Raw genomic sequence first — 16,267 nt, forward strand, 5'->3', positions numbered from 1 at the left:
GAGTATCGTTATGGAAAAAAAACCGATTTTGAAAATTCATCATTTATCCAAGACTTATCCCGGTGTTAAGGCGTTGGATGATATCAATTTTACGATTTACGAAGGGGAGACCCATGCAATTTGTGGTGAAAACGGCGCGGGAAAATCCACCTTCATCAAGATGCTCGCCGGTGCGGATACGCCTACACAGGGAATTATCGAATTTGATGGCAGGAAATATGAGCATTTGACGCCGCAAGAATCCATGGCTTTAGGCATTAGTGTGATCTATCAGGAGTTCAGTCTCATTCCGTATCTTTCCGTTGCTGAAAATATTTTTTTCGGCAGGGAAGCAACGAATGGCGTTTTGCTGGACAAAAATGAGATGAATCGTCGGTCGCGCGAGCTTTGTCAAAGCATGGGTATACAGCTTGATATCCAGGAAAGAGTCTGTGATCTGGGTGTGGCATATCAGCAAATTGTCGAAATAATGAAAGCGGTATCACGCAATGCGCGCCTTTTGATTATGGATGAGCCAACAGCGCCGCTTACCTTGAAAGAAACAGAGATTTTCTTCCGCATTGTGCGCAGGCTGCAGCAAAAAGGCGTGACGATTATCTTTATTTCGCATCGACTGGAAGAGGTGTTTGAACTTTGCCGTAGGGTCACTGTGTTTTGCGATGGAAAATATATTACGACACGGGATATTGGGGAACTTAACAAGAAGCAATTGATTTCTTATATGGTGGGGCGTGAGTTGGCGAATGATTTTCCCGCTTCACGCAACCCGGTGGGATCGGTTCTGCTGAAGGCCGAGGGATTGACGAATCGGAAAGTGAAGGACGTATCTTTTGAATTGCATCAAGGAGAAATTCTTGGTTTTGGTGGACTGGTTGGTGCTGGACGTACGGAAATAGCACGGATAATTTTTGGCGCGGATTCCTGCCAAAAAGGAAAAATGACATTGAAAGGCAGGGATTATATGCCTCGTTCACCGGAAGACGCGTTGCGATCAGGTATTGGCCTAATACCCGAAGACCGCAAGCGGCAGGGTATTGTGGCGGGGCTGAGCGTGCGGGAAAATGTTATTTACAGTGTCCTGAAACAATGCTCATCTCGTTTCATACATTATGTGAACCATACAAAAGAAACAGACTGGGTACAAAAATATATACAAGATCTCAATATAAAAACGCCGGATATGGAGCAGCTTGTTCAGAATTTGTCGGGGGGAAACCAACAGAAGGTCGTATTGGGGAAAATGCTTGCGACGGACTGTGACATCCTGATTTTTGACGAGCCCACACGTGGTATTGACGTTGGGGCAAAGTATGAAATCTATGAACTCATGCGGCAAATCACGGCACAGGGAAAGGCCATTCTCATGATCAGTTCGGAGATGCCGGAACTGATCGGCATGTCTGACCGCATCGTCGTCATGTGTGATGGCTGCATTTCTGGTATTCTGGAAAAAACAGAATTTTCCCAGGGAAAATTATTGGAACTGGCTTCCAGCCAAGAACCTCAGGAGGGATACGCATGAAGAGGAACAATGTCGTCAGTTGGCTGTTGAACTATGGGATCATCCTGATCCTTCTGCTGCTTATTGCAGGATTTTCAGTTGCCACGACAAATTTCATGAAAGTTTCGACGATGTTCACGATTTTGCGGCAAGTATCAATCATAGGGATTATTTCCGTTGGTATGACTTATGTCATGCTGACGGGAGGAATCGATCTTTCTGTCGGTTCGGTCGCAGGTGTATCTGCCGTCACAGCAGCTATCCTTATGCTGAATGGCATCAACATTTTTGGCGCTTGCCTCATCGTTTTGGCAATTGCCGCGATTTATGGGATTGTCAGCGGTTTTTTTATCACGCATTTCAACATCCCTGCTCTGATTGTTACGTTGGGAGTCATGACATCCTTGCGAGGCCTGGCGTATATCGTGACGGACGGTATGCCGGTTTTTGGCTTCAATCCGAGTTTTGGCGAGTTTGCCAACAGCAGCCTCGGCCCCGTTCCGTACCCGGTTCTATTGGCGGCCCTTGTTTTTGTACTGGCTTTTATCAGTTTGGAAAAAACGGCATTCGGGCGTCATCTTTACGGTGTGGGGGGGAACGAGGAAGCGTCCCGTCTCTCCGGTGTAAACGTTGTACGTGTCAAATATATGGCCTATGCAATCAGTGGGTTTCTGTCCGGCCTTGCCGGCCTTGTCCTGCTTTCGCGCACGAACAGCGGGCAGCCTGCGGCTGGACTTGGCTATGAGATGGATGCCATTACGGCTGTTGTCCTTGCTGGTGTGAACATCATGGGTGGTGAGGGGCGCATCGGTATGGTTGTCATTGGTGTGCTCATCATGGGCGTTCTGGGCACGGGCATGATCATGTGCAACATCAACGATTATGTGCAGCAGTTCGTCAAGGGGCTCGTGCTGATTGGTGCGGTGGCGTTCTCTGCTTACTCGAAGAAGGCGCGTATGCGCATGATGAATAAGTAAGTTCAGATAAGGAGGAAGAAAAAGATGAAAAGGTCTGAAATCAACGACATCATTGATTATACTGTCGAAGCTGCCGGAAAACTTGCCTTTCCGTTGCCTCCCTTTGCTTTTTATAATAGGGAGCGTTGGGAAATGCTCCCTGCCGATGAGCGGGAACTGATCGACAATATGCTCGGGTGGGATATCACGGATTTTGGCTGCGGTGATTTTTCTAAGATTGGTCTGACAATCTTCACTTTCCGCAATGGAAATTTCCATGATAAAATTACTTATCCTAAACCATATTGCGAAAAACTGCTCTTTGTTCGCGATGGGCAAATTCTGCCTTTCCATTTCCATTGGCAGAAGATTGAGGACATCATCAATCGCGGCGGCGGCGACTTGCGGCTCAAACTGTTCAATGCGGATGAAAAAGAAGATTTTGCCGATACGGACGTTCTTGTGTCTATTGACGGACGGAAAATGAAGGTGCCCGCTGGGGGCGAGGTAGTTCTGCACCCCGGGCAGAGCATTACTTTGAAGCCTTACCAATATCATCAGTGGCAGGGCGTTCCAGGAACCGGTGATATCGCCTTGTTTGAAGTTTCATCAACCAATGATGATCGCGTGGATAACCGGTTTCATGAGGCTGGCTCCCGTCTGCCGGAGATAGAGGAGGATGTGCCGGCTAAGTATTTGCTTTTCAAGGATTATGAGCGTTACGCAAGCATACGGCAAAGTTGAGCTGAATGTTGTGCAGGGAAATCTCCTGGGACAGGCGGTTTCCCTGTTCGCTTTTCACGGATACTGCTATAATATTTTTCAAAGGTATCTGAATCAATCCTATGGGGCGTGATCCTGTGAAACGGCTTTTTTTTTCTCCAATCAAATTTTCTTTGAAATATTTGTTTTGCTATGCGTTTGTTTTGCTTTTCATTTTTCCTGTTGCCTGTATACAGATTGTTTCCTATTTGAGCAATATTCAAATTGTGAATCATATCATGCAGGATGCCGCCAATCGTCATCTGTATCAGATGCAGCAAAACTTGCAGATTGCGCTTTCCTCTTATGATTATATGCTGTATCAGCTTTATACGGACAAGAAACTTATGCATTGGTTGGAGGCGGACGAGGAAAGGGCAGATGCTGCACGGGCGCGGCTTGAGATTACACAGCTCCTGCGCACGGCAATACATGGGCAGTCTTATGTACAAGTTATCACGATTGTCACAGAAGATGGGCAGGTGTTTCTCTTTGATCGTCTGAAAGGATCGCAGGAAAAACACAACTGGCTCAACGATTCTTCTATGCCGCTCTCGTACATTTATCAACAGGTGGTGGAACACAGAAGGACGTATGCATTTTCTACAACGTCAGGAAAGGACTTTTCGGGGCAGATCTACCATTATTTTCATATTGCCCATGCCATACGGGGAGGAAAAAACGGAGCACCGGTGGGCATCGTTATTTTGAGCCTTGATGCAGATGTACTCAATAAAGAGTGCAATGCGGATTTGGCTTATCCGCTGCAGCAGGAACAAAGAAGCTTTTGCTTTATCCTTGATCGCAGTGACAATATTGTATCTTTCCCCGATCCTGCCTTGATTGGCCACAATATTCCCTGTACTGAGCGCCAGAATTTAGCCGAGGCATGTCGAACCTTTTTATATACTAATGGGGTATTCAGAGAAAATGGCTTGGATGTGCAGATCCTGCATGATGATCGCTTTGGTTGGAATCTCGTCCGAGTATCGGACGAGCATGATCTCATAAGTTATATCGACCGACAATATCAAATTGCAGTCCTGGGAATGCTTTTAGTAGCAATCCTGTTAGGCAGCATGGTTTTTTTCCTGAACCGCAAGGTAATACACTCCTTGAATCAGCTGCTGCAGGATATGCGCTTTTCGGATGACGATGTTTTGGTCATGCCGCTGCGACAGCGTTCCTTTATCAGGGAAATCGATGGTCTCCATGCGAAATTCTATCACATGCTGCATAAGATTAACGCTTTGATTGAACGCATCAAGATCATGACGCTCCAACAAAAGGATGCTGAAATCCGTGTGCTCGAAGCCCAAATCAATCCTCATTTTCTCTATAATAGCTTGGATATGATCAACTGGATGGCGATTGATGCCGAAGAATACGGCATAAGTGATGCCGTACATTTGCTTGCGCAGATTTTGCGCTATGCAATTACGGGAATCAATCAACCCACCCAGCTTGTACAGGAAATCGATTGGATGAAGAAATATCTCCATTTACTGCAGATGAAAGCAAAGGGATCTTTCCAATATAGAATTGAACTTGAATCAGGACTGGAAGAATGTCTTATCTATAAGATGCTTTTGCAGCCGTTTATGGAAAATGCCATTTTGCATGGATTTTCTCGTACAGGGAGGGCAGCAAGATTGGAGATTTATATGCATAGGAGAGGGGCGCGTATAGAAATCATAATAATAGATAATGGCGTAGGCATATCACAGGACAAGTTGAACAAGATACAACAGATGATACAAGATCTAAAGAATCCAGATGTACATCATATTGGCATCTATAATGTTTGCAATAGACTTCATTTGTATTATGGGAAGGAAGCCGAGTTGAAGATTTCAAGTGTGGTGGGGCAGGGAACAAAAGTATCCCTTGCAATCCCGCAAATCCAGGAGGGAGGGCAATGAAAATCGTCGTGGTTGAAGATGAGATTCGCAGCAGAGAAGGCTTGATTCATCTATTGGAAAAACTGGATCCGCGCTACGAGGTCGCTGGTTGGGCAGAAAACGGGGAAGAGGGATTGAAGCTTATACGTAAGCATGATCCGAATTTGGTCATCACAGACATACGGATGCCGGTATTGGATGGCATTGGCATGCTGCAGGAGATGAAACGGGAAAAGTGCAGGGCAAAGATCATTCTTTTAAGTGCGTTTGCCGAATTTTCCTATGCACAACAGGCAATTTCGCTTGGCGTTGATGAGTATTTGTTAAAACCCATTACAGTAAACGGGCTTATGGATGCGTTGGATAAGGTTTCAAGCAAAATGGAGGACGAGGAGGGGGCTTTGAAACAAGCTCCGACAAGTCGGCTGGTTCAACAGGCATTGAAACTTATTGATTCGTCTGAAGGAATCGTTTTGCCGCTCAAGGGAATTTCGCAGAAGCTTAAGGTAACGCCTGAGTACTTAAGCGCTCAATTCTACCGGGAAACTGGAAGTCATTTTAGTCAATATGTCAAGATGAAACGCCTGGAACGCGCCAAGCGCCTTTTACGCAATACAAGAGTGACTATTGCCGATATTGCCGTGCGATGCGGATACCAGGATGCCAGGTATTTCAGCAGGATGTTCAAACGCTGTACAGGAATGCTGCCTGTGGAATATCGACGACGGGAGTCTTGAATCGGGTGTGCTGCTTTATACTGAGGGATAAACAAAATATCCGGCAGGAGGGAGTTTGTTATGGATATGAAACGGAGTGCCGCAGCAATACGGGATGGATAAACCTGTCTGGGTATTGAACTGGGGTCGACACGTATCAAGGCGGTTCTTGTGGATCCTGGGTGCCAAATCATAGCCAGTGGCAGTTTTACATGGGAAAGTCTATTTGAAAATGGCATATGGACATATTCGCTTGATGCGGTATGGCTGGGTGTGAGAGAATGCTATGCGCAGCTTGCTGCCGATGTAGAGGCCCGTTATCATATGTCTTTGGCAAAGATCGGCGCCATTGGGGTCAGCGCTATGATGCATGGGTATCTTCCTTTTGACAGAGCCGGCGAGCAACTCGTGCCGTTTCGCACATGGCGCAATAATATTACGGAAGAAGCGGCGGACGTATTGACGGAAGTATTCCGTTACAATATCCCCCAGCGTTGGAGTATCGCACATCTTTACCAGGCAATTCTCCGTTCGGAAGAACATGTAAGGGGCATCGCCTTCTTTACGACATTATCCGGGTACGTACATTGGAAGCTTTGCGGCGAAAAGGTTCTTGGCATTGGTGATGCTTCCGGGATGTTCCCTGTGGATGAAAAAAGCGGCACGTATGATCAACAAAGACTGGATGCCTTTTCCCGCATGGAACTTGTCAAGGATTATTCATGGGAAATTGGCAGTATATTACCGCGTGTCCTGCGTGCTGGTCAAAATGCAGGGATCCTTACATCTGAAGGAGCAAGACTTCTTGATAAAAGCGGCAAGCTAGAAGAAGGTTCTTTGATGGTTCCGCCAGAGGGAGATGCGGGAACCGGGATGGTCAGCACAAATGCGGTTCGAAAGCGCATGGGCAATATTTCTGTTGGGACGTCAGCCTTTTCCATGAACGTGTTAGATGCGCCTCTCAGGGAGATCCATCGGGATATTGATATTGTCGCGACTCCGAATGGCGTACCCGTTGCCATGGTTCATACCAACAACTGCTCCTCGGATATCAATGCGTGGGTGGGAGTGTTCTGGGATTTTGCAAAAGGCCTCGGGACAGATCTGAATCAAGATCAGCTTTACAAGATGCTTTTTTGTATGCATCTAAGGCGGAATCCGATGCAGGTGGACTGATAAGTTATAATTGCCTGTCTGCAGAAAACATTACCTACGTGCAGAAAGGACGACCTCTTTTTTGCGCACACCGCATAGCAGGCTAAGTTTACCTAATTTTATGTTAGCGCATCTTTATGCGGCATTTGCTCCGTTGAAAATTGGCATGGATATCCTGGTAGGGGAGGAGGGCATCAAGACGGATGTCATGATTGCGCAAGGAGGTCTTTTCCGGACACCAGTCATTGCCCAGCAGATTCTGGCAAATATGCTCAATCTCCCAATAACGCTTATGGAAACAGCAGGCGAAGGCGGGTCTTGGGGCATGGCAGTACTTGCTTGTTTCGCAAAATATGGTGAGAACAAGTTGTTGGCAGATTTTCTTGATGAAGTCGTTTTTCAAAAGCCGAAAAGTACGACACTTATGCCGGAGCCGATGGGGGGTGTTGGCTGCGAGCAGTTTATGAAGCGTTACAAACAGGCGTTGCCGATTGAACGAGCCGCCAATATTCTGGACGATGATTGACGAGGAGGCCTTGTGCATGCTGGAAGAACTTAAGCAAGAAATATATGAAGCGAATATGTTGTTGCCGAAGCTTGGCATTGTCATATTCACCTGGGGCAATGTATCTGGGATTGATCGTGAAAAAGAGCTTTTTGTTATCAAACCATCGGGCGTCCCGTACGAAAAGCTCCGTCCTGAGGATATGGTCGTTGTCGATATGGAAGGCAATGTTATTGAGGGGGAACTGAATCCGTCAAGTGATACTCCCACGCATAGAATTCTTTATCGGGAGTTTCCTGATATTGGCGCCGTTGTGCATACGCATTCCTTTTGGGCTGTTTCCTTTGCACAAGCAGGTATTGGGGTGGAGGCGATGGGAACCACACATGCCGATACTTTTTATGGGCGTGTGCCTGTTACAGAGGCTTTGACAAAAGAGGAAATAGAAAATGATTATGAGGAGAATACGGGCAAGGCCATTGTGTGTACTTTCCGTAAGCAAAAGATTGATCCGTTGGCTGTCCCCGCAGTCTTGGTGAGACAGCATGGCCCATTTGCATGGGGAAAAACTGCAAGTCAGGCTGTCGAAACAGCAAAAATCCTGGATGTTGTTGCTGAGATGAATTATCATACGCTGCAGCTCGCACATGACAGCAGGCCTGTGCCGCAATATCTTCTTAACAAACATTATTCGCGAAAACATGGTGCTAATGCTTATTATGGGCAGAATAATAGAAAATCCCTACAGTGAGTTATTGATGCATAACATCACTGCAGGGATTAGGAGCTTCTGTCAGCCGAGAGCCTTGAAGGCCTGCTCGAGGTCGTAGAGGATGTCGTCGATGTGCTCCGTGCCGATGGAGAGACGGACGGTGCCGGGGGTGATGCCGCTGGCGGCGAGCTCCTCTTCGTTCATCTGGGAATGCGTCGTGCTGGCCGGATGGATGGCGAGGGACTTCACGTCGGCGACGTTGGCGAGAAGGCTGAAGATCTTCAGATGGTCGATGAACTTCTGCGCTTCCTTTTCTCCGCCCTTGATGTCAAAGGTGAAAATGGAAATGCCGCCCGCGGGAAAGTAGCGTTCGTAAAGCGCGTGGTCAGGGTGCGAGGCGAGTGCGGGGTGGTTGACCTTGACGACATGCGGGTTCTTTGCGAGATACTGGACGACCTGCAGGGCATTTTCCACATGGCGTTCAACGCGCAGGGACAGGGTTTCGACGCCTTGCAGCAGGAGGAAGGCGTTGAAGGGCGAGATCGCGGCACCCGTGTCGCGCAGCAGAAGAGCGCGCAGGTAGACGACGAAGGCGGGCGCCCCGACATCCTTGGCGAAGGAAAGCCCGTGATAGCTGGCGTTTGGTTCGACAAGCCACGGGAAGCGTCCGGAAGATACCCAATCAAATTTGCCGCTGTCGATGACAATGCCGCCGAGCGTCGTGCCGTGGCCGCCGATGAATTTTGTCGCCGAGTGGATGACGATGTCGGCGCCGTGCTCGAAGGGACGCAGCTGGTACGGCGTCGCAAAGGTGGAGTCAACGACGAGCGGGATGCCGTGCTTGTGGGCGATGGCAGCGACGGCTTCGATATCGATGAGGTTGGCGTTGGGGTTGCCGACAGATTCGATGTAGATGAGCTGCGTATTGTCTTGGATGGCGTCCGCAAAGGCGTTGACGCCTTTTTCAGGGTCGACGAAGGTCGTTGTGACGCCGAAGTCGGGGAAGGTATGCTCGAGGAGATTGTATGTGCCGCCGTAGAGCGTCGTCGCCGCGACGATGTGATGCCCGGCATGGGCAAGCCCCTGCAGCGCCGTCGTGACCGCCGCTGCGCCTGAAGCGAAGGCGAGTGCCGCAATGCCGCCTTCGAGTGCGGCGAGGCGCTTTTCGAGCACGTCCTGCGTCGGGTTCATGAGGCGTCCGTAGATATTGCCCGCATCCTTGAGGCTGAAGCGGTCGGCCGCATGCTGCGCGTTGTGGAAGACGTAGGATGTCGTCTGATAGATGGGGACGGCGCGTGCGTCCGTTGTCGGATCGGCCTCTTCCTGTCCGACATGGAGCTGCAGCGTCTCGAATTTGTATTTTCTTTCTTCGCTCATGATGATCTCCTCTTTCTGCGGGGAATGTACTGCAGGAATCACGGATCCATCCGACACCAATCTTATGGTATCTGTGACTCCTATAATCGCTTTAACATACCAAAACGATATGTTAAAGCGATTATAGCACAATAACATACTTTGTCAATAGGATTTATAAAATATTTTTTCCGCCCTTACGGGAGAAAGGAAAGAGCAGGCGTATTTATATGCCGAGGCCGCGTTCCAGGTACTTTCGCTGCAGGAGGAAGACGCCGCGCACGAGTTTGTGCTGCTCGCGCCTGTCGAGATACTCCAGGAAATTGACGCCGATATGGTAGACGGGCGTCGCAAGAGCCGTGCGGTCGATGGAGCGCATGACGACGGCCTTTGTCTGCAGCGTGCCGATGACGGGAAGATCCGGCACTTCGATTTCGAGCTCGGTGCCGTTCTCGACTTCTTCTTTCCAGACGAAAGCGGCGCCGTTGCCGCTGATGTCGACGAGCGTCGTTGCCTTCGCCTTGTTTTTGCCGCCGTAGTCGTTGAAGAAGGTCACGTGCATGGGAATGGGTGAGGGCACGCGCACGAAATCACGCTTTTGCTGGCGCACGACAAAGGCGGGGCGCTCCATGAACCAGAGGTGATCCGGAAGCGGGCTGCTGCCGCAAAAGGTGCTTTCAAAACGGTAGGTGCATTTGTCGCTCGGGGCAGCGCCGCGAAACTTCGCGTTTGTGCCGGGGCCGTGGGCATAAGCCTCATCCGTCATCATCATCTCGAGTATGAGCCGGTCAAGGGTGATTTCCTTGAGACGCGCGATCTTGACCTTGGTCTTTCCTTCCTCGAGCAGGTAGATCTTGCTGTCGATTTCCAATGTTTCCTCGGGCGTCCGCTGGTCTTTTTCGTCGAAATCCTGTGGGGTCATGGCTTCACCTTCTTTTTATATTTTGGTACGGGGTATCGGTTGATTTTCAGCGGTGTGTCGCTGTGGGGAAAGCGGAGGGACGGGCGCTCAATCGGCGCTCCCTGCGTCAGCGGCCTGTGCTTTCGAGGCGGACGGGGCAGGGTGGTCGAGTGCAGCCTCGTCTGCCAGGGTGCCGTCGGGCAGATAGCAGCGAAGGTGCAGGTGCTCTTTTGAGGCTTCGAGCGTCATGTAGTTGCCGCGCTCGGGCTGAGCGAGCATCTTCTCGTCAAAGCGCGGGTTTTGCGGCACGTCGTAATAGCAGTTGCCGCAGTTTCCGGTGTCGATGTAAAGGGGGCCGTCGGCAGCGGGGGCGAAGCGGAGAATCCGGCCGAGGCGGCGGTAGGTGTGTTGGTGTGCCGTGAGGACGACGGCGGGGCGGAGTTCGTCGAAAAGCGGCATGAGGGCGCGGCCCGTCGTGCTGATGTCACCGGTGACAGGATCCGCCGGGTCGGGGTAGTCGTATTCGATGACATCTTTGTGCATGAGCACGATTTTCCAGGGTTTGCGGCTCGCCGCCAGATCGGTGCGCAGCCAGGCGGCCTGCTCGGCGAGGAGGCCGGGGCGCAGGGCGTCGACTTCCTCCCACTGCGTGTTGAGCGCTGCGAAATGGCACGGTCCCCAATCGAAGGAGTAGTACCAGCCGTAAAAGCGTGCGCTGGCGTTGCCGGGCATGGGGAAATAGTTGAGCCAAGCGTGGGGCAGACGGCACTTCCAGCCGAGGTCGTAGGTTTCGTGGTTGCCCATCAAGGGAGCGCAGGGGAGGCGACGGATCAGCCCTGCAGCCCCCGCAAACCATTGACGCCATTGGTAGGAAGATTCTCCGTTGTCGACGAGGTCGCCCATCATGATGAAGAAGGCGGCGTCGGGATGTCGGGCGGCTGCATTTTCGGCGGCGGCTCGCCATGTGCGGTAGTCATCCGAGCATTGGGAATCGGGAAAGATCAGCGCCTTACACGTGTTTCGCTCCGCTGTTTGCAGGGGCAGCCAGGCCGTCGCCGTATCGCCTGTGCGCAGGCGGTATTCGTAGCTTGTGCCGGGCGCAAGGCCCGTGAGCAGGGCGGTGTGGGAAAAGCTTTGCTCGCCGTCATCGGCAAAGAGGGTTTCCCGGGCGGGAACGGAGGCGATGTCTTGGCCGTTTGCCGCAAGGCGCACGTCGACGACGGCTTCCGCCTCCCCTACGGCGGAATTCCAGGCAATGGCGCGTGAGACGGCGTTGTCCTGCGCGACGAGCTGGCGCACGAAGAAGGCGTCCAGTCCTTCAGCGGCAGAAGCTTTCGGTACGCCGCCAAAGACGGAGGGCAGGAACGAGCCGAGACCGAGGCCGAGGAGGGAGCGGGCGCCGATTCCCAGGAAATGACGGCGAGAGACAGCGACAGGGATGCGAAACATGAGCGGCCTCCTTTGAAAAAGTAAAGGGATGTCTTTCTAACCATACCTTGAATTACGCGATGGGTCAAGCGTTGCGGAAGCCCTATTTTACAATGAAAGCCCAAGAGGTCAAGCCGAAGGCGCAGAGCGATTGGCTGGTTTCATGTAAGGGCGGGGCACAATGTCCACGAAGTGGACGTTTGTGCGTGTAGTTTACAATGAAAGCCCAAGAGGTCAAGCCGAAGGCGCAGAGCGATTGGCTGGTTTCATGTAAGGGCGGGGCACAATGTCCACGAAGTGGACGTTTGTGCGTGTAGTTTACAATGAAAGCCCAAGAGGTCAAGCCGAAGGCGCAGAGCGATTGGCTGGTTTCATGTAAGGGCGGGGCACAATGTCCACGAAGTGGACGTTTGTGCGTGTAGCTTACAATGAAAGCCCAAGAGGTCAAGCCGAAGACGCCCCTTCTTCTGTGCATGGATTCTCCGGGGCAGGAAAAAGCCGCCCGCATGTTCAGCGGACGGCGCTTTTTCTCAGGGAACCAGTGGTACGATGCCGGTCTCGTCGTAATCGATCAGCTCATTGAGCGATTTTTGCAGGAGGGCGTAGGCGCCGATGGGGTAGGCGACCATGGCCACCACAAGATAGATGAGGGGAAGGTTTCCATCCTCTGTGAGACCGCGGTTCCTTCTGGCGAGGTTTACGGTATCGCCCATGCGATAGAGCCAATAAATCTGGTAGACGCCGAAGGAGATGACGGTGAAGAGGACGGTCTGAGCGGACGGGGCAGTCGTTTCTTCACCGGCAGCGATGTGGGCGCTTTCGGTCAGCTTGTAAAGCCAGTAAAAAGCGTAGATGCCGCAGGTAATGATACTGAATACGATGTCGAGAGGGATGCTTCTTTTCACCATGATAAGACCAACCTTTCACTCGGGAAACAAGAGGGAAGCCTAAGTTAAGCCGAAGGAGCAGACGGAGGGGCTGCGTTCCTGTAAGGGCGGCGCATAATGCCCACTTTCTGGACGCCTGTGCGTGCAGCTTCCGCCGTGCGCTCACGGATGCGGCTTCTCCAAGGGAACGGGCGCAGCCGGAGTTCCTGGCAGAGGTGCGCCTGCATGAGCGGGGGCGGCCTCTGCGCCGCCTTGCAGAAGATCGTTGAGCGAGTGCTGCAGGAAGGCGAGCGTGAAAATCGAGGTGCGGGAAGCTGCCAAGGCGATATAGAGTATGCGCGGATTTGGATCGCTGCGCTTGTAGATGAGCCAGATGAGTCCCCATAAAATAACGCTTTGGACGAATCCGCAGAGGACGAGGATATCTATGCCGATGATGGTGGAGAAAAGCAGTGCGAAATTCATCGGCAGCTGGGGGAATGATTGCTGTATGTCGGCAAACTGGCCTGCCGCGAACAGTACAGCATCGAGGAAATAAAAGACGGCAATAAAGCATGTCAGGATGACGGCGGCAAGCATGTACGTCTTCTTCGGTACGGAATCGAGCGGCAGGCCGCGTTCCCGGCGCACTTCCACGAGCTCGCCGCCGAGACGGTAGAGCCAGTAGTAGGCGTAAAGGCCGCAGGTTACGATGGAGAGCAGGACGACGATGATGCCGCCCGGCGTCTGCGGCCTGCGGGAAAGTTCGTGCGTCTCGTTCGTCAGACGGTACAGCCAATAGAGGCCGTAGAGACCGCCGGTGAAGAAGGTTAGGACAATGGCCAAGGGGATATTGGCGGGACGAATTTGCATGGAGACCTCCTAAATCATGAATAAAGCCCCAAGGGACAGGAAGCCCCCGGGGCCTTGGAAAAGCGGGGATTCGCAGGACGTTTGTTCAGCGCACGCGGGCGGCAGGTTCCTCGACCTCTTCCTCGGGGAAGACGACTCCCTGCACCTGCACGTTCGTTTCGACGACGCGCAGACCCGTCATGGATTCGATGGCACGGCGCACATTCTTCTGCACCTCGGTTGCGACATGGCGGATGTCGACGCCGTACGTCACGACGAGGGTGATGTCGACAGCAGCTTCTTTTTCGCCCACCTCGACCTTTACGCCCTTCGAGAAATTTTTACGGCCGAGCATTTCGGCAATGCCGCCGATCAGCCCGCCGCTCATGCCGGCGACGCCGTCCACGTCCATGGCCGCAAGTCCGGCGATGACGCTGACCACCTCGTCAGCAATGCGGATGGAGCCAAGGCCTTCATTGCTCGTCACGAGCGGAGCCATATCTTCTGCCATAACAAAAACCTCCTTCTGATATAAAAGGGAAAGCATTTCTATATAAAAATAGTATAGCAGAAAATGGGAAGCACCGCAATGAAGGAGCGGGGATTTTGGACGGGGGCTTTTCTTTGTTTGAAAAGACGCTTATAATTATAATCGATATTGTATAATTTTGAGGGAGCCGCTTTGAAGGCGCCCAGGAAAGAAGTGAAGGTTTTGCTCTCTCCCAAGGGATACGAGGATATTGAAACAAAGGTGCTGGCAGGCGAACGGCTTTCGCGCGAGGATGGGCTGCGGCTCTTTGCCTGTACGGATATCGCCTGGCTTGGCGCTCTGGCTGATCACGTGCGGCGCGAAAAGTGCGGCGATATCGTCTATTACAATGTGAACTGCCATGTGAACCTTACGAACATCTGTCGTGCGCACTGCAAATTTTGCGCTTTCGGGCGCGATGCTGAGGATTCGGGCGCCTATGAGATGACAGCGGCGGATGCTGTTGCCGCCGTCGAAGAGGCGATGAAGGATCCGCATCTTGCGGGCTTGCATGTCGTTTCGGGACTGCACCCCGGCTGGACGTTTGAGGACTACCTGGAGCGGCTCCGCACCTTGCACGAAACGTTTCCGAAGCTTTATCTCAAGGGGTTCACGGGTGTGGAGATCACGCATTTTTCCAAGATTTCGGGTCTTTCCGTGCGCGAGGTGTTGGAGAAGCTGCAGGGAGCGGGACTTTGCGCCATCGCGGGCGGCGGGGCGGAAATCCTTTCGGATCGCGTGCGGCAAGAGCTTTGCCCGAAAAAGGCGACGGCGGCGGAGTGGCTGGAAGCTGCACGTACGGCGCATGGCCTCGGCATCAAGTCGAACGCCTCGATGCTCTACGGCCATATTGAAACGCTCGCCGAACGCGTTGATCACCTGCTGGCACTGCGCTCCCTGCAGGACGAGACAGGCGGCTTCCAGACCTTCATCTGTTTCCCGTTTTTGCCGAAGAACACAGCGCTTGCCGCGGAAAAAGGCCTTGTGCAGACTTCCCTGTGGGACGATCTCCGAACGATGGCGATTTCTCGCCTCATGCTCGATAATTTCACGAACATCAAGGCCTACTGGGTTATGCTGACCGTTCCTGTAGCCCAAGTCGCGCTCGGCTTCGGTGCGAACGATATCGACGGCACAGTACATAAAGAAACGATTTTGCACGATGCGGGCGCAAAAAGTCCGCGAGCCCTTTCCGAGAACCATATCATCCGCATCGTCAAGGAAGCCGGACGCATCCCGGCGGCCTGTGACTGTAATTTCAATGTTCTTCATGTGTATGAGTGAGGAGGAGAAAATGATGAAAAAATATGCTGCTTTTTTGACAATTTGCCTTGTCCTGCTTGCGGCAGGCGTTTGCTCGGCAGGGCGTCTGCCCGACACGGACTACGCGCTCGGCGGCGTACAGTACGGCAACGATGCGGACTATGTGAAGAGCGTTTACGGGGAGCCGGATTGGATCGATTACCATGAGGGTACACCGGGATCGGGTGATATTTCGCTCTGGATTTATCATTACGGCGACTCCTTCGTCGTGGCGTTTGCAGCTTCGAACATGCATGTGGCTTCCCTGATGACATCGGCGGACAACGGGATCGCGACGCCGCGCGGCATTCATGTGGGCAGCACGCTGACGGATATTCAGCGTGCCTATGGTACACTGCCGCAAGGGCATCGAGCGAATCAAGGCTGGTGCTACTCTTACGGCTGGGGACTGATCTCACTGGACTTCTATGTGGACGGCAAGGGCAAGGTCTATAAGATTTGGACAGGCTATTCCGACTGAATCTGTCCCTGTTGTATCGATTGGCGGACGGGCGTTCAACTTTTTTGAAAAAAAGGAGTTGACAGTCCGTCCGCTTTCGTGTATCATACTATTTGCTGTTGCTTCAAGCGACGGCGGTCGCTCGAAAAAACTTCAAAAAAGGGCTTGACAATCACTCAGGAGTGAGATAAGATAGTCGAGTCGCCTGCGAAGAGCGAGCGGCAAACAGCCGGAGCAATTCGGCGGTGTTCCTTGAAAACTAAACAATGCAGAAATGAATCATCTATATGATTCAAGCCAGATGTCCATCAAGAGAGATCTTGATGAAACATCGATTGTGAACTACAAATTGTAAAAGCAATCGA

The 16,267-nt window shown here is 51.9% G+C and carries 16 protein-coding genes; 10 read left to right on the forward strand and 6 right to left on the reverse strand.

Annotated features, from left to right (window positions below; all coding sequences use genetic code 11):
• The first annotated feature begins 10 nt into the window (after positions 1-10).
• The 8 genes from ACRTGH_RS06360 to ACRTGH_RS06395 all read left to right on the forward strand — a co-directional run bounded on the left by ACRTGH_RS06360 (position 11) and on the right by ACRTGH_RS06395 (position 8,247).
• Positions 11-1,522 carry a sugar ABC transporter ATP-binding protein gene (locus tag ACRTGH_RS06360; RefSeq protein WP_368848049.1) on the forward strand — a complete coding sequence of 504 codons (1,512 nt, stop codon included), beginning with the start codon at positions 11-13 and terminating at the stop codon, positions 1,520-1,522.
• The gene (locus tag ACRTGH_RS06365; protein ID WP_368848048.1) at positions 1,519-2,478 is read left to right on the forward strand and encodes an ABC transporter permease; all 960 of its coding nucleotides are present in this window, start codon (positions 1,519-1,521) and stop codon (positions 2,476-2,478) included. Before ACRTGH_RS06360 ends, ACRTGH_RS06365 begins: the two co-directional genes overlap by 4 nt.
• 24 nt (positions 2,479-2,502) lie before the next feature.
• Positions 2,503-3,201, forward strand: coding sequence for a D-lyxose/D-mannose family sugar isomerase (locus ACRTGH_RS06370; RefSeq protein WP_368848047.1), 699 nt, complete (start codon positions 2,503-2,505; stop codon positions 3,199-3,201).
• Between the two features lie 116 nt (positions 3,202-3,317).
• A complete protein-coding gene (locus ACRTGH_RS06375; protein WP_368848046.1) occupies positions 3,318-5,141 on the forward strand; it encodes a sensor histidine kinase in 1,824 nt (607 codons plus the stop codon).
• Positions 5,138-5,857: a response regulator transcription factor gene (locus ACRTGH_RS06380; RefSeq protein WP_368848045.1), complete on the forward strand. Its 720-nt coding sequence runs from the start codon at positions 5,138-5,140 to the stop codon at positions 5,855-5,857. Before ACRTGH_RS06375 ends, ACRTGH_RS06380 begins: the two co-directional genes overlap by 4 nt.
• Positions 5,858-6,007: 150 nt before the next feature.
• Positions 6,008-7,012: an FGGY family carbohydrate kinase gene (locus ACRTGH_RS06385; RefSeq protein WP_368848044.1), complete on the forward strand. Its 1,005-nt coding sequence runs from the start codon at positions 6,008-6,010 to the stop codon at positions 7,010-7,012.
• A gap of 61 nt (positions 7,013-7,073) precedes the next feature.
• Positions 7,074-7,517, forward strand: coding sequence for an FGGY-family carbohydrate kinase (locus tag ACRTGH_RS06390; RefSeq protein ID WP_368848043.1), 444 nt, complete (start codon positions 7,074-7,076; stop codon positions 7,515-7,517).
• Positions 7,518-7,533: 16 nt separating this feature from the next.
• On the forward strand, positions 7,534-8,247 hold the full coding sequence (locus ACRTGH_RS06395; protein ID WP_368848042.1) for an L-ribulose-5-phosphate 4-epimerase: 714 nt from the start codon (positions 7,534-7,536) through the stop codon (positions 8,245-8,247).
• A gap of 42 nt (positions 8,248-8,289) precedes the next feature.
• Here the strand turns inward: ACRTGH_RS06395 and ACRTGH_RS06400 are convergent, their stop codons facing one another.
• The 6 genes from ACRTGH_RS06400 to ACRTGH_RS06425 form a co-directional block, all read right to left on the reverse strand.
• Positions 8,290-9,585 carry an O-acetylhomoserine aminocarboxypropyltransferase/cysteine synthase family protein gene (locus ACRTGH_RS06400; protein ID WP_368848041.1) on the reverse strand — a complete coding sequence of 432 codons (1,296 nt, stop codon included), beginning with the start codon at positions 9,583-9,585 and terminating at the stop codon, positions 8,290-8,292.
• A 205-nt stretch (positions 9,586-9,790) separates the two neighbouring features.
• Positions 9,791-10,486, reverse strand: coding sequence for a flagellar brake protein (locus tag ACRTGH_RS06405; protein ID WP_368848040.1), 696 nt, complete (start codon positions 10,484-10,486; stop codon positions 9,791-9,793).
• 87 nt (positions 10,487-10,573) lie between these two features.
• A complete protein-coding gene (locus ACRTGH_RS06410; RefSeq protein WP_368848039.1) occupies positions 10,574-11,914 on the reverse strand; it encodes a purple acid phosphatase family protein in 1,341 nt (446 codons plus the stop codon).
• A gap of 509 nt (positions 11,915-12,423) precedes the next feature.
• Positions 12,424-12,801, reverse strand: coding sequence for a DUF4234 domain-containing protein (locus ACRTGH_RS06415; RefSeq protein WP_368848077.1), 378 nt, complete (start codon positions 12,799-12,801; stop codon positions 12,424-12,426).
• A gap of 141 nt (positions 12,802-12,942) precedes the next feature.
• A complete protein-coding gene (locus tag ACRTGH_RS06420) occupies positions 12,943-13,632 on the reverse strand; it encodes a DUF4234 domain-containing protein (RefSeq protein ID WP_368848076.1) in 690 nt (229 codons plus the stop codon).
• A gap of 85 nt (positions 13,633-13,717) precedes the next feature.
• On the reverse strand, positions 13,718-14,122 hold the full coding sequence (locus ACRTGH_RS06425) for an Asp23/Gls24 family envelope stress response protein (RefSeq protein ID WP_368848075.1): 405 nt from the start codon (positions 14,120-14,122) through the stop codon (positions 13,718-13,720).
• Positions 14,123-14,314: 192 nt separating this feature from the next.
• On the opposite strand from ACRTGH_RS06425, the gene mqnE reads away from it, so the two are divergent.
• Together mqnE and ACRTGH_RS06435 are read left to right on the forward strand one after the other, a co-directional pair.
• Positions 14,315-15,424 carry an aminofutalosine synthase MqnE gene (mqnE, locus tag ACRTGH_RS06430; RefSeq protein WP_368848078.1) on the forward strand — a complete coding sequence of 370 codons (1,110 nt, stop codon included), beginning with the start codon at positions 14,315-14,317 and terminating at the stop codon, positions 15,422-15,424.
• 13 nt (positions 15,425-15,437) lie between these two features.
• Positions 15,438-15,923, forward strand: a complete 486-nt coding sequence (locus tag ACRTGH_RS06435) for a hypothetical protein (protein WP_368848074.1) — start codon at positions 15,438-15,440, stop codon at positions 15,921-15,923.
• Positions 15,924-16,267 lie beyond the last annotated feature (344 nt).

The organism is Selenomonas oralis, assembly GCF_051603425.1.
Taxonomy (GTDB): Bacteria; Bacillota; Negativicutes; order Selenomonadales; family Selenomonadaceae; genus Selenomonas; species Selenomonas sputigena_A.